The sequence below is a fragment of the Dietzia cercidiphylli genome, from assembly GCF_014145145.1.
Lineage (GTDB): Bacteria > Actinomycetota > Actinomycetes > Mycobacteriales > Mycobacteriaceae > Dietzia > Dietzia natronolimnaea.
Genome location: NZ_JAALEA010000170.1, coordinates 1 through 15,467 on the forward strand (window position 1 = coordinate 1; position 15,467 = coordinate 15,467).

At 70.1% G+C, this 15,467-nt stretch carries 13 protein-coding genes; 10 read left to right on the forward strand and 3 right to left on the reverse strand.

The genetic code is table 11. The features are described from left to right. Nucleotides 1-111: 111 nt before the first annotated feature. From ruvA to G6028_RS06680, 7 genes are all read left to right on the forward strand, one after another. Entirely contained in the window at nt 112-711 is a 600-nt protein-coding gene (gene ruvA, locus G6028_RS06650; RefSeq protein WP_182658396.1) for a Holliday junction branch migration protein RuvA, read from the forward strand. Continuing rightward, nucleotides 711-1,826 carry a Holliday junction branch migration DNA helicase RuvB gene (gene ruvB / locus G6028_RS06655; RefSeq protein ID WP_206682188.1) on the forward strand — a complete coding sequence of 372 codons (1,116 nt, stop codon included), beginning with the start codon at nt 711-713 and terminating at the stop codon, nt 1,824-1,826. The genes ruvA and ruvB overlap by 1 nt, the downstream gene beginning before the upstream one ends. Before the next feature lie 96 nt (nt 1,827-1,922). Further along, complete coding sequence (gene yajC / locus G6028_RS06660; RefSeq protein WP_179525376.1) at nt 1,923-2,228, forward strand: preprotein translocase subunit YajC; 306 nt, start codon at nt 1,923-1,925, stop codon at nt 2,226-2,228. Nucleotides 2,229-2,375: 147 nt separating this feature from the next. Beyond that, complete coding sequence (gene secD / locus G6028_RS06665) at nt 2,376-4,037, forward strand: protein translocase subunit SecD (RefSeq protein WP_179525375.1); 1,662 nt, start codon at nt 2,376-2,378, stop codon at nt 4,035-4,037. After that, entirely contained in the window at nt 4,034-5,089 is a 1,056-nt protein-coding gene (secF, locus tag G6028_RS06670; RefSeq protein WP_182658397.1) for a protein translocase subunit SecF, read from the forward strand. Before secD ends, secF begins: the two co-directional genes overlap by 4 nt. After that, nucleotides 5,086-5,643 (forward strand): adenine phosphoribosyltransferase, encoded by a 558-nt coding sequence (locus G6028_RS06675; RefSeq protein ID WP_182639229.1) that lies wholly within the window; start codon nt 5,086-5,088, stop codon nt 5,641-5,643. The genes secF and G6028_RS06675 overlap by 4 nt, the downstream gene beginning before the upstream one ends. A gap of 45 nt (nt 5,644-5,688) precedes the next feature. Further along, nucleotides 5,689-8,052, forward strand: a complete 2,364-nt coding sequence (locus G6028_RS06680; RefSeq protein ID WP_182658398.1) for a RelA/SpoT family protein — start codon at nt 5,689-5,691, stop codon at nt 8,050-8,052. 24 nt (nt 8,053-8,076) lie between these two features. Here the strand turns inward: G6028_RS06680 and G6028_RS06685 are convergent, their stop codons facing one another. Next, nucleotides 8,077-9,006 (reverse strand): peptidylprolyl isomerase, encoded by a 930-nt coding sequence (locus tag G6028_RS06685; RefSeq protein ID WP_182609388.1) that lies wholly within the window; start codon nt 9,004-9,006, stop codon nt 8,077-8,079. A gap of 204 nt (nt 9,007-9,210) precedes the next feature. On the opposite strand from G6028_RS06685, the gene G6028_RS06690 reads away from it, so the two are divergent. Together G6028_RS06690 and hisS are read left to right on the forward strand one after the other, a co-directional pair. Next, a complete protein-coding gene (locus G6028_RS06690) occupies nt 9,211-9,876 on the forward strand; it encodes an MBL fold metallo-hydrolase (protein ID WP_179525370.1) in 666 nt (221 codons plus the stop codon). A 48-nt stretch (nt 9,877-9,924) separates the two neighbouring features. After that, nucleotides 9,925-11,205: a histidine--tRNA ligase gene (hisS, locus tag G6028_RS06695; RefSeq protein ID WP_182658399.1), complete on the forward strand. Its 1,281-nt coding sequence runs from the start codon at nt 9,925-9,927 to the stop codon at nt 11,203-11,205. Nucleotides 11,206-11,220: 15 nt separating this feature from the next. Here hisS and ypfJ read toward each other — a convergent pair whose 3' ends face one another. Continuing rightward, nucleotides 11,221-12,135: a KPN_02809 family neutral zinc metallopeptidase gene (gene ypfJ / locus G6028_RS06700; RefSeq protein WP_182658402.1), complete on the reverse strand. Its 915-nt coding sequence runs from the start codon at nt 12,133-12,135 to the stop codon at nt 11,221-11,223. A 231-nt stretch (nt 12,136-12,366) separates the two neighbouring features. Here ypfJ and aspS point away from each other — a divergent pair, with 231 nt between their 5' ends. After that, nucleotides 12,367-14,169 carry an aspartate--tRNA ligase gene (aspS, locus tag G6028_RS06705; RefSeq protein ID WP_182658400.1) on the forward strand — a complete coding sequence of 601 codons (1,803 nt, stop codon included), beginning with the start codon at nt 12,367-12,369 and terminating at the stop codon, nt 14,167-14,169. A 23-nt stretch (nt 14,170-14,192) separates the two neighbouring features. Here aspS and G6028_RS06710 read toward each other — a convergent pair. Beyond that, nucleotides 14,193-15,467, reverse strand: a 1,275-nt coding sequence (locus tag G6028_RS06710) for an alkaline phosphatase family protein (protein ID WP_182658401.1), incomplete at its 5' end; no start/stop codon positions are given.

The window sequence follows — 15,467 nt, forward strand, 5'->3', positions numbered from 1 at the left end:
CGCGACCGAGGCCGCCGACGCCGGCCGGGCGCGGGGTGGGACCGGCTCCGCCGATCAGGAACGCGCCCGGGCAGCGGCACGGGCGATGGCTCGAACGAAGGGAGTGCGCTGGTGATCGCCTCGATCAGGGGGAGGGTGGCCGAGATCGGTCTGGACCGCTGCGTGGTGGAGGCCGGCGGTGTCGGCGTCCTGGTCCATGCGACGCCGGCCGCGCTCGCGGGCCTGCGGCGGGGAGACGAGGGGACCCTGCACACCGAGTTGGTGGTGCGCGAGGACTCCCTGACCCTCTACGGCTTCGATTCTGTCGATGCGCGTCGCCTCTTCTCGACGGTCCAGACGGTCTCGGGCGTCGGCCCGCGTCTGGCTCTGGCCATCCTGGCCACTCTCGAACCCGAGCAGCTGGTGAGAGCGCTGGGGACCGAGGACGTCAAGGCGCTCACGCGGGTTCCCGGGGTGGGCAAGCGCACCGCCGAGCGGATGGTGCTCGAACTCAAGGACAAGGTCGGCCCGGTGCACGACACCGTGGGCGGCGGCGACGGTCCGGGGATGCCGGGTGGACCGGCGGCGACCGAGGTGGCCGGCGCACTCGAGGGACTGGGCTTCTCCGCCACGGAGGCGGAGAAGGCCGCGACCGCCGTCCTGTCGACCGCTCCGGACCTCGGCCCGGCGGAGGCCCTGCGGCTGGCGTTGCGTTCACTCGGTAGGCGCTGATGACGGGGCCGTACGGGCACGGGGACGAGGAGCCGTTCACGCCGGGGGCCGGTGACGGGGCGGAGGCCGAGTTGTCCGCGGCGTCGACCCCGTTCGACTCCGATGTCGAGGGCGCCCTGCGCCCGCGGAACCTGGGTGAGTTCATCGGGCAGGAGACTGTCCGCGAGCAGCTCGAGCTGGTGCTCACCGCGGCGACCCGTCGTGGTGTGGTCCCGGACCACCTGCTGTTCTCCGGGCCTCCGGGCCTGGGGAAGACCAGCCTCGCCATGATCGTGGCGGCCGAGCTCGGCGGGTCGCTCCGCATCACCTCCGGGCCCGCTCTCGAGCGGCCGGGGGATCTCGCCGCCATGCTCTCCAACCTCATCGAGGGTGACGTCCTGTTCATCGACGAGATCCACCGCATCGCGCGCCCGGCGGAGGAGATGCTGTACCTCGCGATGGAGGACTTCCGGATCGACATCATGGTGGGCAAGGGTCCGGGGGCCACCTCGATTCCCCTCGAGATCGCCCCGTTCACCCTGGTCGGGGCCACCACGCGGTCCGGAGCGCTCACCGGGCCGTTGCGGGATCGGTTCGGGTTCACCGCGCACATGGACTTCTACTCGGACGCGGACCTGGCGAGAATCGTGTCCCGGGCGGCCGAGATCCTCGAGATCCCCGTGGAGCCGGAGGCGGCGACGGAGATCGCCGGGCGGTCCCGCGGGACGCCCCGGATAGCCAACCGCCTGCTCCGTCGCGTGCGGGACTACGCGGAGGTCCGGGCGGACGGGCGGGTCACGGTCCCCGTCGCGCGCGCGGCACTCCGCGTCTACGAGGTCGACGAGTTGGGCCTGGACCGGCTCGACCGTGCGGTCCTGCGGGCGCTGCTGGTCCAGCACGAGGGCGGGCCCGTCGGTCTGAGCACGCTCGCGGTGGCCGTGGGGGAGGAGTCGAGCACCCTGGAGGAGGTCTGCGAACCGTTCCTCGTCCGTGCGGGGTTGCTCGCGCGCACCCCCCGGGGACGCGTGGCCACCGCGGCGGCATGGGAGCACCTGGGGCTGCGCCGCGCGAATCGCGACCCGGAGGAACCGATGCTCCCGGTCGAGACCGAGACGGGACCCGGCCCGCGCGGGTGACCACGGAGGTGGCATCCTCGAACGGGACCGGTCCGCCGCCCGGACCCGACACCTTCGGACCCCGACTCGACGGGTCCCGAACCGAGAGGACGCCGCATGGGACTGGAACTACTGCTGCCCGTCATGATCCTGGCGCTCATCGCGCTGATGTTCTTCCAGAGTTCCAAGCAGCGGAAGGCGATGAAGGACCTGCAGGAGATGCAGGCCTCCCTCGCGGTCGGCGATCAGGTGCTCACCACCTCGGGTCTGCACGCGACCGTGGTGTCGGTGGCCGAGGAGAGCCTGGTCCTGGAGATCGCCCCCGGCGTCCGGACGCAGTGGGACCGCAGGGTGATCCGCGAGAAGCTCGACCCCGGTACCTCCCCCGGGTCGGCCGCGGGGACGGACGGCGCTGGTTCCTGACGACCGCCTACCGGCGAGTAGTGTGATGGGGCCGTCCAGCCGGAGGCCTCTGCTGAAGACCGAGAGAGATCACCTGTGTCACCAGTCCGTTCTCGACGCGTAGATGCCCGCCCCAGGCCCTGGGCACTGCTGTCCGTCTTCTCCCTGGTGTTTTTCATCCTCTTCCTCGCCGCGTTCGCCGTGGCCGAGAGGGGCCTCACACCCAAGCTCGGTATCGACCTGCAGGGCGGCACGCGGGTCACCCTGATCCCCATCGGGCAGCCGGACGAGCAGGACCTCCGCCTGGCCCAGGACATCATCCGCGATCGCGTCGACGGGCTCGGCGTGGCCGGGACCTCGGTGGTCATCGAGGGGAGCAACATCGTCCTCACGGTGCCCGGCGAGGACTCGAGCCAGGCCCGTGACCTCGGGACCACCTCGCAGCTGACGATCCGCCCCGTCCTCGAGGTCCAGCCGGTCGCCGAGGGGGACGTCGAACCCGTCGACGCCGCGGTCGGTGACCGAGAGGCGGTCGCCCGGGCGGTGGAGGAGGCCCTCGAGGTCCGGCAGGGCGATCCGCAGGAACTCGCCCAACGCCTCCCGGAGTTCCGGTGCCCCGAGAGGGAGATCACCGCGGGCTTCGAGGACCAGGCCCAGGCGTTGATCGCGTGCGGCGAGGGAGCGAAGTACGTGCTCGGCCCGGTGCCGCTGCTCATCGGTGAGCCGGAGGACGGGGAGCGCCTCGACGGCCAACAGATCGTCAAGGACTCGGTGGGCTCCGGATTCAGCCAACAGGCCGGCCAGAACGAGGTCTCGTTCCGCTTCAACGCCGGCCCCGGCCAGCAGGGGAGCGCCACGTGGTCGCGACTGACCCAGGAGAACCTGCAGCGTCAGATCGCCATCCTCCTCGACGGTGAGGTCATCAGCGCCCCGGTGGTCCAGGGCGTGACACCGGTCGGATCGGCCACCTCGATCACCGGCAGTTTCACGATGGACGAGGCGGCCGCGCTCGCCGCGAACCTCCGGTTCGGTGCGCTGCCGATCTCCTTCGAGGACCCGAACGTCGACAACGTGCCCGCCTCGCTGGGTCTGGCCTCCCTCGAGGCCGGACTGCTCGCCGGCGCGATCGGTTTCCTGCTTGTGCTGCTGTACACGGTCGTGTACTACCGGCTGCTCGGCGTGATCGCGTTCCTCTCCCTCGCCATCTCCTTCCTGATCACCTACGTGATGCTCGTGTTCCTCGGGTACACGGTGGACTACAGCCTCGACCTGGCCGGTGTGGCGGGCCTGATCATCGGTATCGGTATGACCGCGGACTCCTACGTCGTCTTCTTCGAGAGGATCAAGGACGAACTCCGCGACGGACACCGGTTCAGATCCTCGGTACCCAGGGCGTGGAAGAGCGCCAGTCGCACCATCATCACCGGCAACGTGGTGAGCCTGATCGGCGCCGTGGTGCTGTACCTCCTGGCCACCGGTGAGGTCCGCGGATTCGCCTTCACCCTGGCGCTGAGCACCGTCATGGACGTCCTCGTGGCCTTCACCGTGCTGTGGCCGCTCGTCTACCTGGCCTCCACGAAGCCGTTGTTCACCAAACCATGGGCCAACGGCCTCGGCCGGATGGAGGCCCTGCGGGTCGACTCCGCCGAGCGGCGCCGCCTCGAGCAGGACGCCGAGAAGGCCGGAGCCGATTCGGGTTCCGGTGGCACCCGGGGTGTGTCGGCGACCGTGCGCGGTCCGGACGGACCGCCCTCGGACCCGGGACCGGCGACCCCGGGCGTGACGATGATCCTGCCGCGCCGCGACGACTCCGAGGAGGAGGGCCGATGAGCGCCCCGGGAACGACCGAGACCACCGACACCACCGGACCCGACCAGCCGGAGAGTCTGTTCAACCGCCTCTACACCGGCACCGGCGCCTTCCCCATCGTCCAGAAGCGCCGCCTGTACTTCCTCCTCACCGGCGTCATCGTCGCGATCTGCCTGGCGAGCATCATCTTCCGGGGGTTCACCTTCGGGATCGACTTCACCGGCGGCACCAAGTTGACGATGCCGGCGGGGGATGCGGACACCGGCCGGGTGGCCGTCGTCGTCGAGGAGACGATCGGTCAGGAACCCCAGACGGTCCAGGTCGTCGGCGCCGGGAACGCGCGCATCGTCGAGGTGGAGACCGGGTTCCTCACCAGTGACGAGATCTACGCGACCAAGCTCGCACTCCTCGAGGAGTTCCAGCCCGTCGCGGCGAGCGGCGAGGTCTCGATCGAGGCGATCGGCGATTCGGCACGCAGCGAGAGCTGGGGCGGGCAGGTCACCGAGAAGGCGATCATCGCCCTCGTGGTGTTCATCGTGATCGTGTTCGGGTACATGGCGCTGCGCTTCGAGTGGCGCATGTCGGTCGCCGGCGTGGTCGCGCTCTTCTTCGACGTCATCACCACGGCGGGGATCTATTCGCTCCTGGGATTCGAGGTCTCTCCCGCCACGGTCATCGGCCTGCTCACCATCCTCGGGTTCTCCCTCTACGACACGGTCATCGTGTTCGACAAGGTGGAGGAGAACACCCGCGGGGCCAAACACTCGTCGAGCAGCACCTATGCGGAAGAGGCCAACCTGGCCGTCAACCAGACACTCATGCGATCGATCCACACCACCATCATCGGCATCCTGCCGCTGTTGGCCCTGCTCGTCGTCGCGGTCTGGATCCTCGGGGTGGGCACCCTGCTGGACCTGGCGATCGTCCAGGTGGTCGGGATCATCACTGGGACGTTCTCATCGATCTTCCTCGCGACACCGCTGCTGGTGCTCCTCAAGGAACACGACCCTGACACCAAGCGCCAGACCGCCAAGGTCCTGGCCCGCCGGGAGAAGGTCGGGGCCACCGCATGACGGACCCCACGGCCACAGAGGTGTCGCCGGCGATCATCGCCGCCGTCGAGAGACTGATGCGCAGGGTGGAGGACTTCCCGGCGGCCGGGGTGCAGTTCTGCGACCTCACACCGGTTCTGGCCGACCCCGACGGTTTCGACGCGGTGGTGGCGGGGCTCGTCGCGAGCCACGAGATCGGCTCGGTGGACTACGTGGCGGGGCTGGATGCCCGCGGCTTCCTGCTGGCCGGTGCGGTCGCGGTGCAGCTGCACACCGGGGTGCTGGCCATCCGCAAGGCGGGCAAGCTCCCGCCGCCCGTGCACTCACGCTCGTACGAACTCGAGTACGGGGCGGCGACGTTGGAACTCCCCGCCGACGGTCTCGACCTCCGCGGGAAGCGGGTGCTCGTGGTGGACGACGTCCTGGCCACGGGGGGCACCCTCGGGGCGGCCGTCGGTCTCCTCGATGACTGCGGCGCCGTGGTGGCGGGGCTGTCCGTGGTGCTCGAGGTCCCCGGTCTCGGGGGTAGGGATAGACTGGCCGGCACACCGCTGACCTGCCTCACGGTCGCGTGACCACCGCCCGTCGTTGACGGATCGGACCCGGAGGGAGGAGCCGGCATGACCAATCGCCAGGATCCCGCCGCGAACGTCGGCGCCGGCCCGCAGCCCGTGCCCGCGGAGCAGCCCCAACCCAACACGCAGCCCCTGCCCGTGATCCCGGGTGCGCGGCCCTCCGCCGGCAGACGCGTCCGGGCCAGGTGGGCGCGACGCCTCACCTCCGGGTTGACGGTGACGTCCACGCCCGCCGTTCTCGAGCCCCTCGTCCGTGTACACCGGATCCACCACGCCAAGGCCGACGTGGCGCTGCTGGCACGCGCCTATGCACTCGCCGAACGCCAACACCAGGGTGTGTTCCGCAAGTCGGGCGACCCCTACATCACCCATCCGCTGGCGGTCGCGAGCATCTGCGCCGAGATGGGCATGGACACCACCACCCTCGTGGCGGCGCTGCTGCACGACACCGTGGAGGACACCGACTACTCCCTCGAGTCCCTCGCCTCGGATTTCGGGGACGAGGTCGCCCATCTGGTCAACGGGGTCACCAAGCTGGACAAGGTCGACTTCGGCGAGGCGGCCGAGGCGGAGACGATCCGCAAGATGATCATCGCGATGGCGCATGACCCGCGGGTCCTGGTGATCAAGGTCGCCGACCGCCTGCACAACATGCGGACCATGCGCTTCCTCCCTCCGGAGAAGCAGGTCAAGAAGGCTCGCGAGACGCTCGAGGTGATCGCGCCGTTGGCCCACCGCCTCGGCATGGCCACCGTGAAGTGGGAGCTCGAGGACCTCGCCTTCGCGATCCTGGAACCCAAGAAGTACCAGGAAATCGTGCGACTGGTCGCCGACCGGGCGCCCAGTCGGGACGTGTACCTGGGCACGGTGATCAACCGGGTCAGGGCCGAGCTGGAGAACGCCCACATCCAGGCCCGGGTCGAGGGCCGCCCCAAGCACTACTGGTCGATCTACCAGAAGATGATCGTCCGGGGACGCGAGTTCGACGAGATCCACGACCTGGTGGGCATCCGCGTGCTGTGCGAGGACGTGCGGGACTGTTACGCCGCGATCGGCGTGGTGCACTCCACGTGGAAGCCCATGCCGGGGAGGTTCAAGGACTACATCGCGCAGCCGAGGTTCGGCGTCTACCGCTCGCTCCACACCACCGTGATCGGGCCCGACGGCAAGCCGTTGGAGATCCAGATCCGGACCCACGAGATGCACCGCAACGCCGAGTATGGGATCGCGGCGCACTGGCGGTACAAGGAGACCCGCGGCAAGCACCACGGAGACCCCGCCGAGGTGGACGAGATGGCGTGGATGCGCCAACTGCTGAGCTGGCAGCGTGAAGCCGCCGACCCGGGCGAGTTCCTCGACTCCCTGCGGTTCGAGATGACCAGCAAGGAGATCTTCGTCTTCACGCCGAAGGGCGACGTGATCAACCTGCCCGTCGGCGCGACCCCCGTGGACTTCGCCTACGCCGTCCACACGGAGGTCGGCCACCGGTGCATCGGCGCGCGCGTCAACGGCAAGCTCGTGGCGCTCGAGAAGCCGCTGGAGAACGGCGAGGTCGTCGAGGTCTTCACCTCCAAGGACCCCAACGCGGGCCCCAGCCTGGACTGGCAGAAGTTCGTCGTGTCCGGCAGGGCCAAGAGTTCGATCCGCCAGTGGTTCGCCAAGGAGCGGCGCGAGGAGGCTCTCGAACGCGGAAAGGACCTCATCACCCGGGAGGTACGGCGCGGGGGGGTACCCGTCCACCGGGTCTTCTCCAACGAGTCACTCGCCGGTGTCGCACGGGAGCTGGGGTTCGCCGACGTCACCGCGCTCTACACGGCGATCGGGGAGAACCACGTCTCCGCCAAGCAGATCGTGGGTCGGCTCGTCGCCGCCCACGGGGGGGCCGACGAGGTCACCGAGGAGCTGGCGGACCGCTCGCGGGACAAGAACATCACCTCGAACCGGCCCGCGCCGGCGGGTCCCGGGATCCTCGTGGGCGGGGTCAAGGACGTGCACGCCAAACTCGCCCGCTGCTGCATGCCGGTGCCCGGCGACGAGGTCCTCGGGTTCATCACCCGCGGCGGCACGGTGAGCGTCCACCGCACCGACTGCACCAACGCCTCCGACCTGCACCGCGAGCCCGAGCGCCTGGTCAAGGTCGAATGGGCACCCCAGCCGGGTGCGGTGTTCCTGGTGGCGATCCAGGTGGAGGCGCTCGACAGACACCGGCTCCTGTCGGACGTGACCAAGGTGCTGGCGGACGAGAAGGTCAACATCCTGTCCGCGTCCGTCCAGACGGCGGGGGACGATCGGGTGGCGATCTCGCGGTTCACCTTCGAGATGGCCGACCCCAAACACCTCGGACACGTCCTGCAGACGGTCCGAGGTGTCGAGGGGGTCTTCGACGTCAACCGGATGACGTCGAACTGAGCCGGATGTCCCGGCCCCCGGGCCTCACCTCTCGGGGAGCCCCGACTGGGCGTCGACGACCACGGTCTCGATCGTGACGGGGCGCCGCGGGACCTGGTTGTCCCGGTCGGTCGGGTCATCGCTCCTCACACCGGTCTCGGCGATGTCGTCGAGGACCTCGAGGCCCGAGTCCCCGACCGTTCCCATGACGGTGTACTCCGGCGGGAGTGCGGAGTCCTCGTACACCAGGAAGAACTGGCTCCCGGCGCTGTCGGGGGCCTGCGACTTGGCCATGGCGACGGTGCCACGGGGGTAGATGGCGGCGCCCGAACCGTCGTCGGCGAGCTCGAGGGTATCCGCGGCGGGCGGCTCGTCGACCACGGAGTAGCCGGGACCGGACAGGCCGGTCCCCGTGGGGTCACCGCACTGGAGGACCGACAGACCGGGCTCCTCCTCCGAGACGGTCAGGCGGTGGCACTCGGTGTCGTCGAAGTACCGCTGCTCGGCCAGGTGGACGAAGCTGGCGACATTGCAGGGGGCGCCGGACCGATCGAGCGTGATCGGGATCTCACCGCGGTCGGTGGTGATGGTGATCTCCGCCAGGCCCTGCCTGGCCTGGTCGCCCGACGGCGGCTCGGCGTCACGCTTGGTGTCGTTGACGGTCTCGACCTGCGCGTTGAACTCCTCGACCTCCGCCACCACCTCGGCGCCCTGATCCTCGAACTCCGCGGGGTCGAGCGGCTCGGGGGTCTCGGTGTCGGTGGGGTACTCGCAGGTCAGCCAGTTGGCGGCGTACTCCTCCGCGCGCTTGCGGTCGTAGTTGATCCATGCGACCACCCCGACGATCCCCAGCAGGACCGCGACGACGACCGACGCCGCGACGATCTTGAGTTGCTTCTCACGGCGGGCCTGCGCCTCCATCTGCTCGCGCAGGCGTTGACGCGCCTCTGCTCGGCGTTCCTGGTTGGTGGACACTGACCCTCCTGGGTACCTGGACTAGGCTGGAACAGTCGGCTGACGCCGCGGTGGGGACTCACAGAGCAGACCACAGCGCTCCAGCCCAGGGGTCTTGTCTACCAGGTCGGGCCGAGACGGCTGAACACCACTCCGGTGTACCGCCCAGTCGGACCGGCAGTTCGCGACGGACGTCGTGGGCGATCGAGAAAAGGAGTACGGGACGTGCAGATCATCGGGTTCCCAGCCGGGATGTTCCAGACCAACTGCTACATCGTGTCCGACGCCGCGGGGGACTGCGTGATCGTCGACCCGGGCCAGGACGCCGAGGACCAGGTGCGCAGGCAGGTCTCCGAGGCGGGCTTGAAGCCCCGGGCGGTACTGCTGACCCACGGCCACCTGGACCACATCTGGAACGCCCAGCAGGTCGCGGACCACTACGGCGTGCCGGCGTACATCCACCCGGAGGACCGTGTCATGCTCTCGGATCCGGGTCAGGGGCTGTCGCTCGACCTGTCCGCGATGCTCAAGGACATCGCCTTCACGGAGCCGGCGGAGGTCATCGAGGTCTTCGACGGTGACACGCTGCGCTTCGGGGCGATGACCTTCGACGTGGACCACGTGCCCGGACACAGCCCGGGGTCGGTGTCCTTCCGGATCGTCGTCGACACCGAGGAGGGCCGGCGAACGGTCGTGCTCGGGGGCGATGTGCTGTTCCAGGACGGGGTCGGCCGTACCGACCTGCCCGCGGGCGACACCGATGTGCTCATGCAGTCGATCGCCAAGAAGTTCCTCACGCTGGACGACGACGCGGTGGTGCTCCCCGGGCACGGACCCTCGACCACCGTCGGCCGGGAACGGCGGTCCAACCCGTTCCTGCGTGACCTCTAGAACCCCCTCCCCGAACCACCCACCGAGAGACGCAAGGACCCACCACACGTGACCGGCACCCAGAAGAAAACCGCGCTCAAGGCACCGAAGGGGGTGCCCGACTACGTCCCCCCGACCTCCGCCGCGTTCGTCGCGGTCCGGGATGCGATCACCACCGCCGCCCGGCGGGCGGGCTACGGGCACATCGAGCTGCCGATCTTCGAGGACACGGCGTTGTTCGCCCGTGGGGTGGGGGAGTCCACCGACGTCGTCTCCAAGGAGATGTACTCGTTCGAAGACCGTGGCGGACGGAGCGTCACCCTCCGGCCCGAGGGGACCGCCGGCGTGATGCGTTCGGTCATCGAGAACGGCCTGGACCGCGGTCAGCTGCCCGTCAAGCTCTGCTACGCCGGCCCGTTCTTCCGCTACGAGCGTCCCCAGGCCGGCCGGTACCGGCAGTTGCAGCAGGTCGGTATCGAGGCGATCGGGATCGACGACCCCGCCCTCGACGCCGAGGTGATCGCGGTGGCGGACGAGGCCTTCCGGTCCCTCGGGTTGACCGGGTTCCGGCTGGAGCTCACCTCGCTCGGGGACGACTCATGCCGGCCCGCCTACCGGGAACGGCTGCAGGCGTTCCTCGCCGGGTTGGACCTCGACGAGGCCACGCGGGAACGCGCACGGGTCAACCCGCTGCGCGTCCTCGACGACAAGCGCCCGGAGGTCCGCGCGCAGCTCTCGGGCGCCCCGCTGATGATCGACCACCTGTCCGAGGAGAGCGCCGCGCACTTCGCCGAAGTCAGGTCACACCTCGACGCCCTCGGCGTGGCCTACGAGGTCAATCCCCGGATGGTCCGAGGCCTGGACTACTACACCAAGACCACGTTCGAGTTCGTCCACGACGGCCTCGGCGCCCAGTCCGGGATCGGCGGCGGTGGTCGTTACGACGGACTGATGGAGCAACTCGGGGGCCAGGCTCTGTCCGGAATCGGGTTCGGTATCGGCGTCGACCGCACGATGCTCGCGCTGCAGGCGGAGGGGATCGACCACGCCTCCGGCGGCCGGGTGGACGTGTACGGCGTCGCTCTCGGCGCGCCGGCCAGGGCCGCGCTGGTGCCCGTGCTGGCCGAGTTCCGTCGCGCCGGTCTGCGCGCGGACATGGCCTACGGCGACCGCGGTATGAAGGGCGCGTTCAAGGCCGCCGACCGGTCGGGGGCCGCCGTCACCCTCGTCGTGGGCGAGAACGAGCTGGCGTCGGGAACCGTGGTGGTCAAGACGATGGCCACGGGTGAGCAGTCCCCGGTCCCGCTGGACTCCGTGGTCTCCCACGTCACCGGTCTCGTCACTCCCTGATCCGCCCCCGCGGGATCACACCCGCGCGCCGAAGGTGTCGCAGGCCTCCACGGACCCCTGGTCGTACCCGGTCAGGAACCACTGGCGCCGCATCTCCGACGAGCCGTGGGTCCACGAGTCGGGGTCGACCCGGGCGCCGCCGGACCGCTGGATGTGGTCGTCCCCGATCGCCTCGGCGGTCTGGATGATCGCGTCGACGTCGCGCGGGGTCAGGCTCTCCAGCAGTGGCTCCCCGCCGTCGGGACCGGGGGTCGAGGTGGCGTAGTGGGCCCACAGCCCGGCGTAGCAGTCGGCCTGGAGCTCGACCCGGACCGCGCCCGAGGACGCGCCCTGCGGATCCTGCTGGGATCGGCGGATGTCACCGAGCATCGTCTGCAGATGGTGCCCGAACTCGTGCGCGACGACGTACATCTGGGCCGCGCCGGCGGGTGAGCCCCCGAGCCGACCGACCAGGACCTCGTCGAAGAAGGCCGGGTCGATGTAGACGTCCTGGTCCGCCGGGCAGTAGAACGGCCCGACGTCGGAGGAGGCCGCGCCGCACGCGGTGTCGACGTCGCCGGTGAAGATGGTGGTGTGCGGTTGGACCCACCGCATCCCGGCCTGGTCGGGGAGTTGGGTGTTCCAGACGTCCTCGAGGCTCTCCGTCGTGGCGACGATCCGGCAGATCGTGTCCGTGTTGGCCTGGTCGAGGTCGCACTGGTCGATGTGGGCCTGGAACCGCTGTGCCGAGTCGGAGGTCTGGCCCCGGCCGCTGTCGCCCTGGTCGAGGCCGAGTAGTCCCGGGTCGACCCCGAGGAACAGTGCGACCAGGACGACGGCGAGGCCGCCGACCCCTCCGCCGACCGCCATCCCCCGGCGACCCCCTCGACCACCGCGGCCCCCGCCGGAGACCCCGCTGGTGTCCAGGCTCCCGCCCTGCCGGAACGTCATGTCGGCCGCCCTCTCGTCCACGGGGCCGCCGGTCCACCCGGGCATGCCGAACCACCGCGTCGTCGAGGACACTGTATTGGGCAGGAAGTGTCAGCCGCAGCCGACACCGGGAACAACGACGGGTGGACGTAGACTGTGCGTCGTCCGAACCCGGGGCCGACCGCACGAGCCGCGGTGGGTCCGATCGCCGTTCGCCGACCACCCCGCTTTTCCGACGAGAGGACCACCGCAGTGCTGCGCACCCATTCCGCCGGCCAGCTCCGAGCCGCCGACGCCGGGGACACCATCACCCTGGCCGGCTGGGTCGCGCGTCGCCGGGATCACGGCGGGGTCATCTTCGTCGATCTCCGGGACTCCACCGGTGTGTGTCAGGTGGTGTTCCGCTCCGAAGAGATCGCGGAGCGTGCGCATCGTCTGCGGAACGAGTTCTGCGTCTCCGTCACCGGCGTCGTGGACCGCCGCCCCGAGGGGTCGGAGAACCCGAACCTCGCCTCCGGGGAGGTCGAGGTCGACGTGGTCTCGTTCGAGGTGCTCAGTGAGGCCGCGGCGCTGCCGTTCCAGCTCGACGACGAGGTGGGCGAGGAGGCACGCCTTCGCCACCGGTACCTCGACCTCCGTCGCGAGGGGCCGGGGGCCGCACTGCGACTGCGGTCGAAGGTCAACTCGGCCGCCCGGGGCGTCATGGCCCGCCATGATTTCGTGGAGATCGAGACCCCGACCCTGACCCGGTCGACCCCCGAGGGCGCGCGCGACTTCCTCGTCCCCGCGCGCCTCCAGCCGGGCACCTTCTACGCGCTCCCGCAGTCTCCCCAGCTGTTCAAGCAGCTCCTCATGGTGGCCGGGATGGAGAGGTACTACCAGATCGCCCGTTGCTACCGGGACGAGGATTTCCGTGCGGACCGGCAGCCGGAGTTCACGCAGCTGGACGTGGAGATGAGCTTCGTCGACCAGGACGACGTGATCGCGATCGCGGAGGAGATCCTCACCGAGGTGTGGGCCACCGCCGGGTACCGGATCTCGACCCCCATCCCGCGCATGACCTATGACGAGGCGATGCGTCGCTTCGGTTCGGACAAGCCGGATCTGCGCTTCGACATCGAACTGGTCGAGTGCACCGAGTTCTTCGCCGAGACCCCGTTCCGGGTCTTCAAGGCCCCCTACGTCGGCGCGGTGGTCATGAAGGGCGGGGCGTCGCAGCCCCGGCGTCAGCTCGACGCCTGGCAGGAGTGGGCCAAGCAGCGCGGGGCAAAGGGCCTGGCCTACATCCTCGTCGGCCAGGACGGCGAGCTCGGCGGCCCCGTGGCCAAGAACCTGTCGGAGGCGGAGCGCGCCGGGATCGCCGCGCACGTCGGCGCGGAGCCAGGTGACTGCATCTTCTTCGGCGCCGGAGGGGTCAAGTCCACCCGTGCGCTCCTCGGTGCGGCCCGCGGTGAGATCGCGGACAAGCTCGGACTGATCGACCCGGAGGCGTGGGCGTTCACCTGGGTGGTCGACGCGCCCATGTTCGAGCCCGCCGACGACGCCACGGCCGCCGGTGACGTGGCGGTGGGCTCGGGGGCGTGGACCGCCGTGCACCACGCGTTCACCTCCCCCAAGCCGGAGCACCTGGACACCTTCGACACCGACCCGGGTTCGGCCCTGGCGTACGCCTACGACATCGTGTGCAACGGCAACGAGATCGGCGGCGGGTCCATCCGCATCCACCGCAAGGACGTCCAGGAGCGGGTGTTCGGAGTCATGGGCATCTCGCAGGAGGAGGCGCAGGAGAAGTTCGGCTTCCTCCTCGACGCCTTCTCCTACGGCGCGCCGCCGCACGGCGGCATCGCGTTCGGGTGGGACCGCATCTGTGCGCTGCTGGCCCGCACCGATTCCATCCGCGACGTCATCGCCTTCCCGAAGTCCGGCGGCGGTGTCGACCCGCTCACCGACGCTCCCGCGCCCATCACCACGCAGCAGCGCACCGAGTCGGGAATCGACGCCAAGCCCGTGACCCGCGGTCGGGGGACCCAGGCGGAGCCCGCGTCAGCCGGGTAGCCGCCCGACCAGCCGCCTCGGCCTCAGAGGTGGAACGCCTCGAGCGCCGGGCGGCCGTCCATCCCCGCGTGGTCCAGGCCGAACAGCCGGGCGACGGTCGGTGCCACGTCGAGTGTGCGGACCGGGCGGTCGACGGTGCCGCCCCGACGCACGATCCGGTGCCCGCCACCGACGAAGAACGGGATCCCCAGGGTGACCTCGTGCCCGTGGTTGCCGGGGATCGGGTTGGAGAACGGGGTGGGGTCGGAGAAGCGCCATCCGGGATGGCACGTGGCCACCAGGTCACCGCCGAGTCGACCCAGCGAGAGCTCGGCCGGATCGTAGAGTCGGTTGACCCCCGGCAGCGCGCCCACGACCTCACGCAGTCGCCGCAGCGAGGCGTCGCGCTCGTGAGCGGGACCGAGGTAGGCGAACGTGTCCGCCCCGCCGTTCTGGGCGATCCCGAAGCGCCCACGGATCGCGGCGTCCGCCTCGATCGCACCAGCCGCGCTGATCAGTCTCAGCGGCTCCGACCAGTCCATCCCGTGATCGGCCAGGACGATGACCACCGAGCGCTCCCAGCGGCCGGTCGAGCGGAGGAACTGCTCGAGGTCCCAGAGCTTGTGGTCGGAGTTGGCGACCGCCTGGTTGCGCGCCAGGCGGAGTGAGGTCCCGGACAGGTCCATGTGTCCGAAGCGGTCCATGTCGCCGAGGTTGACGAAGATCATCCGGGGGGCGTGGTCGGTGATGGTCTGCTTGAGGGCCTCGATGGTGAACCAGTCGAGGGAGTGGTCGGTGATGGGGACGAGCGGGAACGGCGCCCACTGGACGCTCGCGCGCCCGCCGAACAGTCCGTGGAGGTAGTCCTTGCTCAGGACACTCGCGGTGGTCAGGCCCGCCTCGGTGCGGATCCGGTCGAGCACGGTCGGCGCCCGGAGATCGTCAGGCCGGTCGAGCGTCCTGTCGGTGCCGGCGGCGTGGTCCCAGATCGAGTTGGCGGGAACCCCGTTGCGCTCGGGCAGGACCCCGGTGACCATCGCCGCGTGATTGGGGAGCGTCTCGGCGATCATCACCGACGACGCGTCGGTGAACCTGGTCCCCTCCGAGGCCCACCGGTGCAGGGTGGGGGCCTGCACGGGGTTGAGTTCGTCGGGCCGCATGCCGTCGGTGACCAGGACGTAGACGTCGAGGTCGTCGGCGACCGGGCGCGTGGGAGTGGCCCAGACCGGAGCGGGGTCGGCGAGGAGGGTGACCCCCACCGCGCCCGCGGCGGCGACCACACCGGCCCCGGCCAGCGCCTCCCGGCGGGTCAGGGTGGG

Excerpts from the sequence above, each read along its gene's own strand:
- ruvB (WP_206682188.1), top strand. The coding sequence starts at position 711 with ATGACGGGGCCGTACGGGCACGGGGACGAGGAGCCGTTCACGCCGGGG.
- yajC (WP_179525376.1), top strand. The coding sequence starts at position 1,923 with ATGGGACTGGAACTACTGCTGCCCGTCATGATCCTGGCGCTCATCGCG.
- secF (WP_182658397.1), top strand. The coding sequence starts at position 4,034 with ATGAGCGCCCCGGGAACGACCGAGACCACCGACACCACCGGACCCGAC.
- G6028_RS06675 (WP_182639229.1), top strand. The coding sequence starts at position 5,086 with ATGACGGACCCCACGGCCACAGAGGTGTCGCCGGCGATCATCGCCGCC.
- G6028_RS06680 (WP_182658398.1), top strand. The coding sequence starts at position 5,689 with ATGACCAATCGCCAGGATCCCGCCGCGAACGTCGGCGCCGGCCCGCAG.
- ypfJ (WP_182658402.1), bottom strand. The coding sequence starts at position 12,135 with ATGACGTTCCGGCAGGGCGGGAGCCTGGACACCAGCGGGGTCTCCGGC.